Here is a 14799-nt window from a genome sequence, read left to right on the forward strand (position 1 = left end):
TTGTTCCTTTGTCAACGATCTCCACAGCCGCAAGGTTAAAAAAGGGTTGATCCGGCACCGCGCTCTTGTCTTTATCGGGGAAAGACAATTCTGAAGGGAATCGCCCGTGAAAACATACTTGTCCGTAAGCCTTGCCCTTTTCTGCGTGACGGCCGCGCCGGCTCTGGCCGAGCCACTGGATCCTGCCAATATTCTCCAGGCCGTGGTCGGCGACTGGAACAGGGACGGTGCGGAGGACCTGGTGCTGCTGACGCGCGGCAGCGAATATATGGATCTGCTGTTCTTCCTGCAGGACAAGGACGGAGCCTATCTCAAGCCGGCGGGCGCGGCGATCGGAAAGGTCTGGGGCAGGATGGGCGCCGACACTATTGACGGCCAGGAGCCCGAGGTGAAAGCGCTGCCGAACGGTTCGATCCAGGTCATCATCCGCAACGACAGCATTGGGCGAGATCGCTGGGAACAGACGCTGACACTTGCCTATCGCAACACCGATTTCGTGGTCGCGGGCTTCACCTATCGCTATTATGACACGCTCGACCTGAACACCACGGGCGACTGCGACTTGAATGTGCTGACCGGCAAGGGCGTCGCCAACAAACCGGATGGCAAGGGCGGCCAGATCAAACTGCAGATTTCAGCCGCACCGGAATTCGTGCCGTTCAAGGATTGGCCGGATGATGGCGCCATGAAGGCCTGCGGCATCGGTGAATGACGTCGTTCAAAAGCTGAACCTCAACCCGACTTGGACAACGGGATCGACCTTGAAGGGCGCGATCCGGTCGCGGGCGCGTTCGATTTCGCGCTGGATCTGGTCATGCGTGAAACCGAAACGACCGGCGCGCGAGCGCACGTCCAGATCCGGTGTACCGGCATAAAGCACACCGAGGTCGAAATCGAGCGACAGGCGCTCCTTCAGTTTCACCGAATAGCCCGCGCCGATATAGGGCTGCAGCGGGTTCTGTGTAACGGTGAAATTCGTCAGCGGATCATCGATGAACCGGTGGAAGCTCATGCCGCCGTTCTTGACGGTAGCGTCGAGGTTGCGGACCTTGCCCTCGATCTTGCTGGCACTGGCACGGGCGCCGACGGAGAGACGGAAGTCGCCGCCATAGGGATAGTAATCAACAGTGAGGCCGGCACTCAGCAGCGTCATGCGGTTGACCAGATCGCTGTTGTGATCATGATAGGTGAAGTTGCCGGCAAAGCCGTTGACGCCGGCGCGGGCACCCCAATTCTCGTTGAAACGATAGCCTGCCTCGATACCGGGACCAAGGGTGCCGAAATTCACCGCCCACGTCACTTGATCATATGTCAGTTGATCATATGGCGAAGGGCCTGCGGCCCTCGCCTCGGCGCCAGCCGTGGCGAGCAAAAACGCCAAGCCCCAGATTATCTGCTTCATCTTGCCCCTCTGGCAGCGCGGCGGCGCGCCCTTGCCCGCCCGCGGCCTCTGGGGATGGTTCTAGGCCAATCCGGTTGCTGGAGCCCTAATTTCGGCGGCGGTTGGGACGAAATAGTGCGATCTTTCGGCCGCAACCGGCAGATTTCTCATCGCGGCCTCGTCCATGGCGAACCGGACGGCAGCCAGAAGTCGGGCGTTCCAGCGGCAATACTGCCTGAGGTGGTAGCCACTCATCCACAGCATAGCCGCACTGGATTCCTGCTGCCAGCCGAGCAGGCCCGAATCCTCGGCCAGCCGGAAGAGCCGGTAGATGGTGCTGCGCGACATCGAATACAGCCTGGCATGCTCCGCAAGTGTGAAATCAGGAATGAGAACATTGTCGCGGCAGCAGTCGGCTACTTCGATGCCGGAGAGCAGGTGGTTCATCACCAGCCAGCCGCCGCGGATATCCTGCATCAGGCTGACATCGACTGGCGGCCGGATGAATTGCGGCATGTCGAGCAACGCCCGTATTGCAGAAAGGTAGATGCCGCGGAATTCACCGCGCTCGGTGTCGCAGCCGACGCTCGTGTCCCGGCCGATGGCAGGGCCCAGGCTGGCGACCATCGCCATCGCCCAATCCGCGAGAATTTCCTCGGTCTCGGTTGACAGCGAAACCAGCCGCATGCGCCGGTCCGAGCGGCTGTCGCGGCGGACGAGATAGCCGTAAGCCGAAAGCTGGCCGAAGAAGGCTAACGTGGTGTTGCGGCTCGCGACGCCAAGTTCGTGGGCGCGCTGGGCGATCCAGTTGACCGCGATGCCTCCGCCATTGCCGGCGTCGGTGTCGGCAATGAGGTGCAGCAGCAGCCATTTCTGGTGCGTGTCGACAAAGCGCAGGAACCTGTTGTGCCGGCAGTGGAAATCCAGCGCACGCTCAGCCTGTCGCCTGGTAACGGCGAAAAGCGCTTCATGGGTCTCAAGACCGGTTTGCAAAATCCGCATCATGTCAGCCTCACAAAATGTCGTGCGGAACGAAATCCGCTGATGACATCAATGTACCGACGATGTTTCAGGACGATGTTTCCTCGGGAACAGTCCGTGAAACATAGATGTGGGTGCAAATCGATTTGAAAGACTCGATGTCAGCACTTATTTGTGCTGCATGGGCGGCGCAATGCTCCGGAGGCGGCCAAAGCGGCTTGACCTTTCGGCGCCAAGGCCATCATCTGGTGAAAATCTGAGTCCAAGTCACGATCATATGGCAAAGCGCGCATACAACATTCCCAACATGCTCACCTACGGGCGGATTCTCGCAGTACCGCTTATCGTCTTGTGTTTTTTCATCGAAGGACGACTGCAAAGCACCGATTTCGCGCGCTGGACGGCTTTCGGCCTGTTCGCCGCGGCGTCGATCACCGATTTCTTTGACGGCTATCTGGCGCGGATCTGGAAGCAGACCTCCAATATCGGCAAGATGCTCGATCCGATTGCGGACAAACTGCTGGTCTCCTCGGTGCTGCTGCTCGTGGCTGCCGATGGCACGATCGCCGGCTGGTCGCTGTGGGCGGCAATCATCATCCTTTGCCGTGAAATACTGGTTTCGGGGCTGCGGGAGTATCTCGCGGCGCTCAAGGTTTCGGTTCCGGTGACCCGCATCGCCAAGTGGAAGACGACGACGCAGATGGTGGCGATCGGCTTCCTGCTGGCAGGTCCTGCAGGCGAAAAGGTGCTTCCCTACACGACGCTGATCGGCCAGGGCCTGCTTTGGGTGGCCGCGTTGTTGACCATCTATACCGGCTATGATTATTTCAAGGCCGGTCTCAAGCACATGGTGGACGAGGACGAATGAAGCTCGATCTCGTCTATTTCGCCTGGGTCAGGGAAAAGATCGGCAAATCCGGCGAGACGATCGATGTGCCTTCTACTGTGACCAATGTCGGCGAACTCTTGAATTATCTCAAGGGCCTGGGCGAAGAGTATCAGGAAGCGCTTCAGCATGACCGGGTGATCCGGGTTGCCATCGACCAGGAACATGCCGAGCATGACGAGAAGATTGCGGGCGCCCGCGAGATCGGCATTTTCCCGCCGATGACAGGTGGCTGAGATGGACACGCCGGTTCATGTCCGGGTGCAGCGCGAGGATTTCGACACATCAGCCGAAACCGCCAAACTGACCGGAGGCCGAACGGATGTCGGCGCCGTGGTGACCTTTGCGGGCCTTTGCCGTGACGAGGCCGGCACGCTTGCCGCACTCGAACTCGAACACTATCCCGGCATGGCGGAAGCCGAAATCACCCGTATCTGCAACGAAGCAACAGAGCGCTGGCCACTCTTCGGCATTAGCGTCATTCATCGCTACGGCAGGATCGCGCCGGGAGCGAATATCGTGCTGGTAATCGCCACATCCAGCCATCGGCAAGCAGCCTTCGATGCGGCCAATTTCGTCATGGACTTCCTCAAGACCTCCGCACCCTTCTGGAAGAAGGAGCACTTCGCCGATGGATCCGAAGGCGGCTGGGTCAGCGCCAAGGATGCTGACGACGCGGCGCGGGAGAAATGGGAGAAGGACTAGATCCGCCTCTCCTGCCTGACCAATACCGCCAGCAGCACCAGCATCGAGAACATAGCGAAATCGCGCCAGAGAAACGGCATATAGGCGCCCCAGAAGGTCTCGATGAGGCCGAAGATCGCCGCACCCAGTGCCGATTTGGCCGGCGAAGACTGATCGCCGATCGCCGCGATCATCACCACCTTCAGCCCGAACATCAGCCCCGAACCAAAATCCATCGAGCCGAAATAGGCCGTGGCCATGATGCCGGCTACGGCCGAAAACGTCGCGGTGAGCATGGTTGCCCCCAGCAGCACGCGGTCGGAATTGACGCCCACCAGCCGCGCCGCGCCCGGATCGTCGGCGACCGCACGCCAATTCCGTCCAAACGGGCTGCGGACGATGTAGAGTGACGAGACGAGCACGATCGTCGTCATGACAACTGCGTTGATCAGCTGGATTTGCGTCAGGATGACCGGAAAACCGTCCGCCGCCCAAAAGGTGATGCGCGCGTTGAGAAACGGCGACAGCCAGAGCTCGCGGGCATTGGCGGCGATGCGCACGAGTTCCATCAAAACGATCATGATGGCCAGGGAGGCGATGATCACCGAATTGGGCGACACCGCCGACGGCGGCCGTATCACCCGGCTGCCGACCACAGATGCAGTCAACAGCGTATAAGACAACGCCGCGACCGCCCCTAGCCCCAGAGCAGCCGGATAGATCAGCCGGAACCCGTCATAGCCGAAGGCGGTGAAGAACACGAAGATCTGCCCGGCAAAGGCAAATAGCGCACCGGGCGTGAAATCGGCCCGCCTGGTCAGGCCGAAGCTGAGGGAATAGCCGAAGGCCAACATCGCGTAGAGCGCCGCCATGGGTGCGGCGTTCAAAGTCTGCTGGATGAAATAAGCGAGGTCGCCTTCGGAAATCATGCGAAATTATAACTGGTAAAAGCAGTTTTGCCAGTTATAATTTGCCAATGACGTTCTCCTGGACCCCTCACCGCTTCACCGGCGGCGCATTGGCGCTGGATGTGGCCAACAGCGTGATTCTCCGCTTCGACGATGCAGCGCGGACCGATCGCTTTGCCGTGCCGGCGCAGATGGACGCTTTTGCGAGCGCGGCGGAACGGCTGACCAGCGAGCGCGAGGATTTTCCCCAGCTCAAAACGGTCGAACCCGGTCGCCGCGAACCGTTCATGGCGTTGCGTGAAAACATCGACAGCTTCTTCCGGCATCGTGTCTTGCATCGCCGGGATGATAGCACGCTGCTGGCCGGATTGCTGGAAGGCATAGCGCGCACGCTCAAGTACTATGGCGATGAGCCCCCGCCCTGCCCCGTCGATCTGGCGACGGCGCGTTCGGCGCTCAAACTCATATGCCATCCGGAACCGGACCGGCTTAAGATCTGCCCTAATTGCGAATGGCTATTTATCGACAAGAGCCGCAACCGTAGCCGCAACTGGTGCGACATGGCGGTCTGCGGAAATCGCACCAAGGCGAGGCTGCATTATTCAAGGAAGCGAAAGGAAGGTGCATTATGAGGAAAATGCTTCTGGTCTCGACGCTGGCCCTGCTTGCCCTTGCCGCCGGCTGCCAACGCGAGGACACCGACTACATCACCGTCAACGGCAAAGTGTTCATCTTCAACGTCCGGTTGGCGCGCGCCTTCTATATGCTGACGCTCAATCGTCTGGAGGCGGTTCCCGATGACGCAGTCGTGCGCGCGGAATTCGAAAACCCGGCCGGTGGAGCAGCGCTTATCACGGAGCAAAGGGTCTTTCCGAAAATGACGCGGATAGACCTCCAAAGCCCGGATCTGACTTGCGTTGTCGCCGACAAGCCCTATGCGATCCACATCATCGTCAAGGCGCCAGACGGCAAGGTGTTGCAGACGCTCGATACGACGCTAACCTCGACGCTCGACCAGACGGTGCTGCCGGCCCACTCGCTGGTACTGGGCGCCGCCTATGACAAGAACCCGGAAGCGTTTGACAAGGACGGCAAGATCAAGTTTCAGCAGGCCTGCAAGAAGGAGTAAGGTCACGCCTTCCTCCAAAGGCTAAGTCTGATCAAAGGTTTACGCCGCGCGGCTGGCTTTTCGACTCAACGGGCACCGACGATACAACGAAAAGGAGTCGGCTGGCGTCTTTGCACTTGACTTTGGCACAGGCGGCCGCCTGATACGCACCATACTGTGTGCCATGGTGCTTTCGTGCTTATCAAGATCAGATTTCTTGCATTCCTTTTGCTCAGTCTTGCCATGCTACCATCGGCGGCACTCTCGGAAAGTCCGGCCTGTATTCATAAGGACCCGATCGTCTCGCTTGCTGACAGTCTGCTGGAGGATCTGACGAGCGCCGATCCTTACAATGCCAGCTATTCGGCGACCGATGCTCTCTATCTTAAAATGCAGTACGGCCGCATGAGCGATGCCGAGATCGACGCAATGTTCTTCCGGCTTCCCGCTGTCGGCATTCGCGGAATCAAGGACTTCATCTTCGCCTACCTGATTTCGAAATACGGCTATGAAAGCGCGACCGCGAGACTAGGCCACGACGATCTGCTTTACTTCGAAAACCATCCCTATGATCTGACTCTGATGCGTCAACTGGCGACGATCGGACGATATGATCTTGTCCTCGAAAATCTGAAGCGGGTCGATTGGCCAAAGGATCGGCGCTACGAATACCCCCCGGCCTTACCGATGATCGCGTTCCCTGTTGCCGAACGGCGGGCTTTTGCTGAGAGAGCCGATCGGGACAACCAGACCCTGCTGGCGGGCGGCCTCTACGCCTCGCTGCCGACCCACGAGGCGTGGCCGGGGTTCCTCAAACGCAATGTGGAGAAGGAGGGCTTCAAGGATCGGCGCGATAACTATATCCTGTTCTCAGGCTACAATCCTGATAGCCAGCCACTCCCAGACCCCCGCAATCGCGCGAATTACCACATGTACCTGAAGTTCGTGCAGATTGTCGCTGCCGCCACATGGCACGAACCCGAAGCATCTCTGCTGCGTGCGTTTGAATGGCGATACAAATTCGAGATCCTTTATTCAAAACGTGCTGCGCAGATCATGCTGGCCGCCAAGCAGGGTGAGCTTCGCCCCGAGGGGCCGATGGACAGAGGCTGGCTCTTTACTTTTCGCGCGCTTGCGAAGGCATCCGGCGATCCCGCAATGATAGCACGGAGGATGCAACGCGTCTTCGTCGCGTCTCGCCATTACCTGCAGGGCAATGCCGGTGACATCCTCGACACCATGCTCGCAGCAGAAGCGATTGGCCCGTGGATGCGGGGTCAGCGCAAGGTCTTTCCAGCCATCCCCCCGCTTGCGAGCAGCAAGTTGAGGGCATCGTGGCCGGAGTGGAAAGCCATGGCCGAAGCGCTCCAGGCGGGTAGCGATCCCGGCAATCTCGACAGAAACTTCACGCGCCGCGGCATGGCGGCGGATTTGCTCTATGCTTGGGGTGACGACAATCGACTGTTGGCACTGATCGCCGCCGAAGCGAATCCGGGCTTTCGGCAGAGACTGACGGTCGACTTCATGGCACGCTACGATCGGCTCTGCGACAGCAAGCTCTATTTCCCCGGAGCGGCTATCTTCCTGCGCAACGCGACGATCCACCGTTTCGACAGCCAGAAATAAAAAACCGAAGCGTCTCCACCCGGTTTTCTTTTCCCATTCAGTTACTTGAGGCCATCGCCTCAAAGTCTATTTCAGATCTTCCGGACATGTCGTCAAATAGTTGCATCGTCTGACACGTGATCCCTCTGTGATCAATCTGGAAAGGCGAGCCCAATGAGAGCCCTGCTTGGCGCCTGCGCCGTCATCATCGGCATCAGCCTGCCGGCTGCAGCGACCGCTGCTGAAAAGGCTTGCAACGCCGAAAACGATATCATTGCGCTTTCGGATTATGTGCTTGCCCATCGCGAAGACCTGCCGAGATTTCGCAAGCGGCAACACGGCACGATCCCGGCTTATCTCAAAATTCGATATCAGTCGCTAGATGCCGCCCAGACCGAGGCACTGCTGAAGCCACTCGTCGAGACTAAGACCAGCCGCGCGGATGAACTGGCGCTGGCCTGGGCCATTCACGAGTTTGGCGTGCAATCCGCCTTAAAGCGATCGGGGATTGGAACGACTACGGTTCTTTCGCAGTACGGTTTTATGCCGTCGGTTCTACGGGCACTGGCTCTGTCGCAGGACCGGCCGATCCTGTTCGGCGCGCTCGCCAGCCTGCCACAAGAACAGCGGCTTCTGTATCAGGGCGCTATCGTATACGCACTTCTCGACCAGCCCGACGCATTCAAGGAAGAGCTGGCGAAGCAGGCTGAGACACATGATCAGATCAAGCTCGCCGCGGGGCTCGCGGCGACGCAAAGAGATCGGGACGCCTGGGCGCGGTTTGCCGAGCGGCTGAACGATCCGGCAAAGACCAAAATGCAGATGGAATACTGGTATTGGATCCCGGCATTGATCGGCAATCCGCCGCTGCCGCGCGAGGCAGCCAACGACGAGATCAGGCAAGCCCGGGACAAGCTCAACCACCTCTGGCAGGCTGGCGCAGCTATGCCCGAGCGCGATTTCTTGATGACCTATGTCAACCAGACCGGCAAAGTGGATGAGGCACTGGTGGTCGCCACGGCGATCCTGGCAGAGGCTGCCCGGCACGATGCAGGCAATCCATGGTCGATGCAGCAAGCGTGGCCCATGGTCTACCGCGCTTTGCTTGATGCGTCGGCCGACAAGAAAGCGGTTGAGGACATCTTGTCGAGCATCGAATTCGGCGGCATCCAGCATTACAGGGGATCAATCCGCGAGGTGCTCGACTGGATGATCGCGGTGGAAAGGCTGACGCCCTACATAAAGGGCGAAACGGAGGATGATGCTCTGTCCGGTGGCTTTTCGAAGAGTTTCGAGGCCGATCTGCGGCTTTGGAAAACAATCGCCGCAGCCGTGCGCGACGGCCGCGACCTGGCTCAATTCAAATCCGATCCCAAAGCATTGGCGATAACATCCGAGCTTCTGTTGGCAGCCGGAAAGACCGATGTCCTGGCAAGGCTCGTCACAACCGCGACGCCCGCGGCGCCGACAATCGTGCTTGCCGAGGATTTCGCCGCCCGCATGGATCGCGCCTGCGCGGGCTATCTGAAAACGGCGGGGGAAGCGGTCTTCCTGGCAGACACGCCGATCTTCAAATTCGACACGCCGAAATGAAAAAACCGGAGCGTTTCCGCCCCGGTTTCACAAATCAATCCAGTCACTTGAGGCAATCACCTCAAAGCTTGATTCAGCCGACGATTTCTGTGCCGGAGAACCAGTAGGCGATTTCTTCGACAGCCGTTTCCGGAGCGTCCGAACCGTGGACCGAATTTTCGCCGATCGACAAAGCATGGGTCTTGCGGATCGTGCCTTCGTCGGCATTGGCCGGGTTGGTGGCGCCCATGATTTCGCGGTTGCGAAGAATGGCGTTCTCGCCTTCCAGCACCTGAACGATGGTCGGGCCGGACGTCATGCCTTCGACCAGTTCGCCGAAGAAGGGGCGTTCCTTGTGAACGGCGTAGAAGCCTTCAGCCTGGCGCTTGCTCATCCAGACGCGCTTGGAAGCGACGACGCGCAGGCCGGCATCTTCGAGCATCTTGGTGATGGCGCCCGTCAGGTTGCGCTTGGTTGCGTCCGGCTTGATCATCGAAAAGGTGCGTTCAATCGCCATTTCATATCCCTTTATGTTGAATTCCTTAGGTGGGCGGCTCAATAACCGCCTTCGCCGTCGAAAACAAGAGGGCCACCAGTTTGGCAGGCTGAAAAGGCTGATTTTCACCCCTTTGTCATAATTCGTCCTAGCCGAACTTCACCAGGTTGAGCGCCGGCAGCGGGCCGCCTGGAAATTGTATGAGCTTGCCGCCTTCGACGAGATTTCCGAGATCGATGGCGGCAAAGCCGAGCCGCTCGATCAAATCGCCGACATCGCGTTTGGCATCGACATCGTCGCCTGCGTAAAAGAGAACGCGCTTGCCGCCTTCCGCGGCCGGATCAGTGGCAAGCACCGGCGCCAGGAGGTGATTGAAGGCCTTGACGACGCGGGCGCCAGGCACCAGCGAAGCCACAACCTCGCTTGAGGTCTTGCCGTTGAGTTCCGCGAGCTTGAAGGCCGGCCCCTCGATCGGGTTGTTGGCATCGATGACGATGCGTCCGCCCCACCCTGGCAGGCCCTCAAGCGCACCGGGAATCTTTGACCAATTGACGGCGATGAAGACGATGTCGGCGGCAGCAGCTTCCTCTCTCGTGCCAGCCGTAATGAAGGGCGAGAGCTTGGCGGTGAGCGCAGCCAGGCTCTCAGGCCCGCGGCTGTTGGCGATGATGGCATGCTGACCGGCCCGTGCCAAGGCGGATGCGATAGCCGAACCGATGGAGCCTGCGCCGATGATCCCTATGGACATGTCGGTGTTCCTTCCCGTGAAGTATTTCGAGGAGAACACTATGACCGTGGCGCATGAAGGACGAAAGCCGGCTATTTCGAACCACTGTGTTTCACTTTTGGAGCGGAAGCAGCATCGCTATGAAAGAACCTCAAGCCGCCGCCTTCATGGCCCGCCCTCTGCCGCCATGGAGATCGAGGCAGCGCTCGAACCAGTCGCGCACGGGGTCGTCCGCCTTGAGGATTGGCTTGGGCGACGCCACACGCGCCCATTGCAGCGCGCCGAACAGGATATAGTCGGCAAATAGCGGGCTTTCGCCGCCGAGGAAGGGCTGGAATCGCAGGGCATGCCGCATCGGCTCGAGCTTGGCCGGAAAGGCCGCCAGCTCCTCGCCGGACGCGGCATCCACCGCCTCCAGTGTCTTGCCAAGGCGCGCCTCGCGGCTCGGGCGGAAATAGGCTTGGTCGGCTGGCGCCAGCCGATCATGGATGTCCTTGACGACGATCTTCACCAGCGCCGGCTGGATGATGAATTGCGAGTAGCCCTCGATGCCACGGCTGATCGCCTTGCCGCCCTCGCCTTTGAACAGGCTGGGAGCATCGGGATAGTTTTCCTCGAGATACAGGGCGATGTCGAAACTGTCGCGCACCAGATGACCATTGTCATTGATTACCGGAATGGTCTGCGAGAAGCCGCCCTCGACCGCCTTGATCGCAGTGAACGGCGTCGGCACTTCCTCGAAATCCAGCCCCTTATGGCTGAGAGCCATGACGACTTTCCACACGTGAGGCGAAAAGCGGCAATCGGCGTCGGCGCCGCAGAGCGAATAGAGGAGTCGGGTCATCATGGCCTCGCAAGCAGGTTTCAGAGCGATAATTGAGCGCAAATGCGCTATTGTCGCAATTCAAAAAATGTCATGGGAACCATCAGGAAAAGCGGCTTGATCGGCCATTGACGGTAGGGCTAGCCTGCCGCGACGATTGCCGCAGGAATATGTCGATGAAAAACACATTGCAGATGTTCGCCGCCTACAACAAATGGGCCAACGATGTCGTCTATACGGCTGCGAAAGGCCTGACGCCGGAGGAATTTACCGCAAATAAGGGAGCGTTTTTCGGCTCGATGATGGGCACGCTCAATCACCTGCTGTGCGCCGACCGGATCTGGCTGCGGCGGATCACCAAGCGGGGCGAGGCACCTGCCGCGCTCAATACGATACTGTTTGCCGAACTAGGACCGCTGACCGAGGCGCGCTCGAATGAAGATGCCCGCATCATCAATGTGGTTGACGGGCTCGATGAGCAGACATTTTCAGAGAATTTCACCTATACGCCGATCACCACGCCGGATCCCGTCAGCCAGAAGCTCGGCTCGGCACTGTTTCACGTCTTCAACCATCAGACCCATCACAGGGGTCAGTGCCATATGATATTGACCGCCTTGGGCAAGCCCAGCGTCACGCTGGATATGGTGTCGTTCCAGCGCCAATTCGAAGGCGGCCGCTTTCTCTAGGACCGATAGCGGGTCAGCCGCTTGCGGTTGGCACGTACCGCCTTGGTGTATTTGGCAACGGTGCTTTTGTGAACGGCCTCGACAGTGCGGCCTGTGGCCAGCGCGATCGCATTTTCGATCGCCAGCGTGGTTGCCATCTGCATCTTTTCGCTAACCATCAATTGAGCCTCCGTCGCAGCATTGGTGCCGCCGGCGGCGAGCTTCATCATCCGCAGGCCGACGACCATGTTGGATTCCATGGCGAGCCGGGAGAGATCGAAGAACATACCAAGGGGTGATTGTTTCATGCCGTATTGCCCCGGGCGCGATTGCCAGAACAACAACGTTCGGCGGGGCCACCTGTTCCAGAGATCACGGTCGATCCGTCGGTTTTCCATATGGCGTCAGGCTGTTTTGTCGATGGCGTATAGGCGGGCAGAACCATCTTCCAAGTCGACCACCCGATCGAAGCGAAGGCCTGCCTTTTCCGCAGTGCGCATCGAAGGAAGGTTTTCGGGAGCGATGAGCGCGATCAGCCGCCGCAAGCCGAGCGTCTCGAAGCCATGGCGAACCAGGGCCTTCGCCGCTTCTTCGCCCAGACCCTGGCGCCAGAATTCACTTGATATCATATAGCCGATCTCCGTCTCCTCCCTGCCCTCGATCAACCATCGCAGCAACCCGCATCGCCCGATGAAGCGCCCCGTGGGACGATGGATGGTCGCCCATAGGCCAAGCGCAGGAAAGCCCGGATTGTCGCCGTTGACGAACCACAGCAATTCGTCGCGTGTTTGCTCGCGGCTCAGCGTTCCATTTGGAAAATAGCGGCGCACCGCCGGATCGGCATACAGCCGGCTGAGATCGTCGAGGTCTTCCGCACAGAGCGGCCGGACGATCAGCCTCGGCGTCTCGATGATTGTATCCATGCGGCACTCCCGATTAAGATGGGGAGAGGCATCTACACATATTTTTCGGTGAGGACCAAGCCGATCCCTGCAGAACATTGCTGCATTGCACCGCACCACCTTTCCCTCACCCCGTTTTTGCGCTAAGGGCGCATCATGATTACAATCTCCGAACTTTCGACCCGCATTGCCGGGCGCCTCCTGCTCGATCACGCCAGTGTCGCGCTGCCTTCCGGCACCAAGGCTGGCCTCGTCGGCCGCAATGGTGCGGGCAAGTCGACGCTGTTTCGTATTCTGGTCGGCGAGTTGGCACCCGAGAGCGGCGGGATATCGATCCCCAAGAATGCCCGCATCGGTCAGGTGGCACAGGAAGCACCCAGCACCGATGAATCCCTGATTGAAATCGTGCTGGCGGCAGACAAGGAACGCTCCGCCCTGCTCGCGGAAGCCGAAACCGCGACCGATCCGCATCGCATCGCCGAAATCCAGATCCGGCTTGCCGATATCGACGCCTATTCGGCAGAAGCGCGCGCCGCCTCGATCCTGGCCGGCCTCGGCTTCGACGAAGCGGCGCAGCAACGGCCTGCCAAGAGCTTTTCAGGCGGCTGGCGCATGCGCGTCGCCCTTGCCGCCGTGCTGTTTGCCGAGCCCGACCTGCTGCTGCTCGATGAGCCCACCAACTACCTCGACCTTGAAGGCACGCTGTGGCTTGAAGAGTATATCAAGCGCTACCCGCACACGGTCATCATCATCTCGCATGACCGCGACTTGCTGAACTCGGCGGTCAATTCGATCGTGCATCTCGACCAGAAGAAGCTAACCTTCTATCGCGGCACCTACGATTCCTTCGAGCGCCAGAAGGCGGAAGCCGAGGAGTTGCAGACCAAGGCCAAGGTCAAGAACGAAGCGGCGCGCAAGCACCTGCAGACCTTCATCGACCGCTTCAAGGCCAAGGCATCCAAGGCCAAGCAGGCGCAGAGCCGTGTCAAGGCGCTGGAGCGAATGGGCACTGTGTCGGCCGTGGTCCATGACCATGTGCAGGGTTTCAAGTTCCCCGATCCCAAGCGCGAAGCTGCTTCACCGATCATCGCGGTCGAAGGCGGCTCGGTCGGCTATCAGCCCGGCCAGCCGATCCTCAAGCACCTCAACCTGCGCATCGACACCGATGACCGCATCGCCCTGCTCGGGTCGAACGGTAACGGCAAGTCGACGTTTGCAAAGTTCGTCTCCGGCCGGTTGAAGTCGGAAACCGGATCGTTGACCATCGCGCCGAACCTGAAGATCGGCTTCTTCGCCCAGCACCAGCTCGATGACCTGATGCCGGAAGAAAGCGCTGTTGCACATGTGCGCCGGCTGATGCCCGGCGAGCCTGAAGCCAAGGTGCGTGCGCGCACCGCGCAGATGGGCCTTGCGACGCAGAAGATGGACACACCGGCCAAGGATCTTTCCGGTGGCGAAAAGGCACGCCTGCTGATGGGCCTTGCCGCCTTCGATGCGCCGAACCTGCTGATCCTCGACGAACCGACCAACCATCTCGACATGGATAGCCGCCGGGCGCTGATCGAGGCGCTCAACGACTATACCGGTGCCGTCATCCTGATCTCGCACGATCGCAACTTGATCGAAGCCACGGTCGATCGCCTGTGGGTGGTCAACAAGGGCACGGTCAGCGTTTTCGAAGGCGACATGGACGAATACCGCGACCTCGTCGTCGGAACGACCAAGAAGGGCAAGAAGGCCAAGCAGGCGGAAGCCGCCGCTGCTGCTGCTGCCATTGTCGCGCCGGAACCCGAAAAGCCGGTCGAAGCAAGGCCGCGCATCAATCCCGCCGTTCTCCGCAAGAAGGTCGATGATCTCCACACGTTGATGGCGAAAATCGAGAGATTGATCCAGGGCATCGACACCGAGCTTGGCGATACCTCAATCTACGCGAAGAACCCGTCGCGCGCCGCCGAACTCACCAAGGCACGGGCGAATGCGGCACAAAAGCTTGCCGATACCGAAGAAGAATGGTTGTTATTGTCAGGTGATCTCGAGGAGATGGCGGGCTGATCGTTA

Annotated in this window: 18 protein-coding genes; 10 read left to right on the top strand and 8 right to left on the bottom strand. The window is 59.6% G+C overall.

Annotation, left to right across the window (positions count from 1 at the left end; all coding sequences use genetic code 11):
* Positions 1 to 106: 106 nt before the first annotated feature.
* Entirely contained in the window at positions 107 to 712 is a 606-nt protein-coding gene (locus ACXHRN_RS14915; protein ID WP_488637099.1) for a hypothetical protein, read from the top strand.
* Between the two features lie 6 nt (positions 713 to 718).
* Here the strand turns inward: ACXHRN_RS14915 and ACXHRN_RS14920 are convergent, their stop codons facing one another.
* Positions 719 to 1402 carry an outer membrane beta-barrel protein gene (locus ACXHRN_RS14920; protein WP_488637100.1) on the bottom strand — a complete coding sequence of 228 codons (684 nt, stop codon included), beginning with the start codon at positions 1400 to 1402 and terminating at the stop codon, positions 719 to 721.
* 60 nt (positions 1403 to 1462) lie between these two features.
* Complete coding sequence (locus ACXHRN_RS14925; protein WP_488637101.1) at positions 1463 to 2386, bottom strand: hypothetical protein; 924 nt, start codon at positions 2384 to 2386, stop codon at positions 1463 to 1465.
* A gap of 253 nt (positions 2387 to 2639) precedes the next feature.
* Between ACXHRN_RS14925 and pgsA the strand changes: the two genes are divergently transcribed.
* From pgsA to ACXHRN_RS14940, 3 genes are read left to right on the top strand one after another with little or no spacing between them, the layout of a single operon-like run.
* Positions 2640 to 3230, top strand: coding sequence for a CDP-diacylglycerol--glycerol-3-phosphate 3-phosphatidyltransferase (gene pgsA, locus ACXHRN_RS14930; protein ID WP_488637102.1), 591 nt, complete (start codon positions 2640 to 2642; stop codon positions 3228 to 3230).
* Positions 3227 to 3484, top strand: a complete 258-nt coding sequence (gene moaD, locus ACXHRN_RS14935) for a molybdopterin converting factor subunit 1 (RefSeq protein ID WP_488637103.1) — start codon at positions 3227 to 3229, stop codon at positions 3482 to 3484. The genes pgsA and moaD overlap by 4 nt, the downstream gene beginning before the upstream one ends.
* A 1-nt stretch (position 3485) precedes the next feature.
* The gene (locus ACXHRN_RS14940) at positions 3486 to 3953 is read left to right on the top strand and encodes a molybdenum cofactor biosynthesis protein MoaE (RefSeq protein ID WP_488637104.1); all 468 of its coding nucleotides are present in this window, start codon (positions 3486 to 3488) and stop codon (positions 3951 to 3953) included.
* Here ACXHRN_RS14940 and ACXHRN_RS14945 read toward each other — a convergent pair.
* On the bottom strand, positions 3950 to 4861 hold the full coding sequence (locus ACXHRN_RS14945) for a branched-chain amino acid ABC transporter permease (RefSeq protein ID WP_488637105.1): 912 nt from the start codon (positions 4859 to 4861) through the stop codon (positions 3950 to 3952). The two genes, ACXHRN_RS14940 and ACXHRN_RS14945, sit on opposite strands and share 4 nt — an antisense overlap.
* Before the next feature lie 47 nt (positions 4862 to 4908).
* Here ACXHRN_RS14945 and ACXHRN_RS14950 point away from each other — a divergent pair, with 47 nt between their 5' ends.
* From ACXHRN_RS14950 to ACXHRN_RS14965, 4 genes are all read left to right on the top strand, one after another.
* A complete protein-coding gene (locus ACXHRN_RS14950) occupies positions 4909 to 5472 on the top strand; it encodes a CGNR zinc finger domain-containing protein (RefSeq protein ID WP_488637106.1) in 564 nt (187 codons plus the stop codon).
* Positions 5469 to 5969: a hypothetical protein gene (locus ACXHRN_RS14955; protein ID WP_488637107.1), complete on the top strand. Its 501-nt coding sequence runs from the start codon at positions 5469 to 5471 to the stop codon at positions 5967 to 5969. The genes ACXHRN_RS14950 and ACXHRN_RS14955 overlap by 4 nt, the downstream gene beginning before the upstream one ends.
* A gap of 174 nt (positions 5970 to 6143) precedes the next feature.
* Positions 6144 to 7574 carry a hypothetical protein gene (locus ACXHRN_RS14960; RefSeq protein ID WP_488637108.1) on the top strand — a complete coding sequence of 477 codons (1431 nt, stop codon included), beginning with the start codon at positions 6144 to 6146 and terminating at the stop codon, positions 7572 to 7574.
* Between the two features lie 153 nt (positions 7575 to 7727).
* The gene (locus ACXHRN_RS14965) at positions 7728 to 9146 is read left to right on the top strand and encodes a hypothetical protein (RefSeq protein ID WP_488637109.1); all 1419 of its coding nucleotides are present in this window, start codon (positions 7728 to 7730) and stop codon (positions 9144 to 9146) included.
* Positions 9147 to 9219: 73 nt separating this feature from the next.
* Here ACXHRN_RS14965 and ndk read toward each other — a convergent pair whose 3' ends face one another.
* From ndk to ACXHRN_RS14980, 3 genes are all read right to left on the bottom strand, one after another.
* Positions 9220 to 9642 carry a nucleoside-diphosphate kinase gene (gene ndk / locus ACXHRN_RS14970; RefSeq protein ID WP_201653640.1) on the bottom strand — a complete coding sequence of 141 codons (423 nt, stop codon included), beginning with the start codon at positions 9640 to 9642 and terminating at the stop codon, positions 9220 to 9222.
* A 127-nt stretch (positions 9643 to 9769) separates the two neighbouring features.
* A complete protein-coding gene (locus ACXHRN_RS14975) occupies positions 9770 to 10369 on the bottom strand; it encodes an NADPH-dependent F420 reductase (protein WP_488637110.1) in 600 nt (199 codons plus the stop codon).
* 130 nt (positions 10370 to 10499) lie between these two features.
* The gene (locus ACXHRN_RS14980; RefSeq protein ID WP_488641912.1) at positions 10500 to 11192 is read right to left on the bottom strand and encodes a glutathione S-transferase family protein; all 693 of its coding nucleotides are present in this window, start codon (positions 11190 to 11192) and stop codon (positions 10500 to 10502) included.
* Positions 11193 to 11347: 155 nt separating this feature from the next.
* Between ACXHRN_RS14980 and ACXHRN_RS14985 the strand changes: the two genes are divergently transcribed.
* Positions 11348 to 11860, top strand: a complete 513-nt coding sequence (locus tag ACXHRN_RS14985; RefSeq protein WP_488637111.1) for a DinB family protein — start codon at positions 11348 to 11350, stop codon at positions 11858 to 11860.
* Here ACXHRN_RS14985 and ACXHRN_RS14990 read toward each other — a convergent pair.
* Positions 11857 to 12147: a hypothetical protein gene (locus ACXHRN_RS14990; protein WP_488637112.1), complete on the bottom strand. Its 291-nt coding sequence runs from the start codon at positions 12145 to 12147 to the stop codon at positions 11857 to 11859. The two genes, ACXHRN_RS14985 and ACXHRN_RS14990, sit on opposite strands and share 4 nt — an antisense overlap.
* Positions 12148 to 12243: 96 nt before the next feature.
* Entirely contained in the window at positions 12244 to 12762 is a 519-nt protein-coding gene (locus tag ACXHRN_RS14995) for a GNAT family N-acetyltransferase (RefSeq protein ID WP_488637113.1), read from the bottom strand.
* Positions 12763 to 12897: 135 nt separating this feature from the next.
* Here ACXHRN_RS14995 and ACXHRN_RS15000 point away from each other — a divergent pair, with 135 nt between their 5' ends.
* Positions 12898 to 14793, top strand: coding sequence for an ABC-F family ATP-binding cassette domain-containing protein (locus ACXHRN_RS15000; RefSeq protein WP_488637114.1), 1896 nt, complete (start codon positions 12898 to 12900; stop codon positions 14791 to 14793).
* Positions 14794 to 14799: the final 6 nt, after the last annotated feature.

Source organism: Shinella sp. OV683 (genome assembly GCF_057787725.1).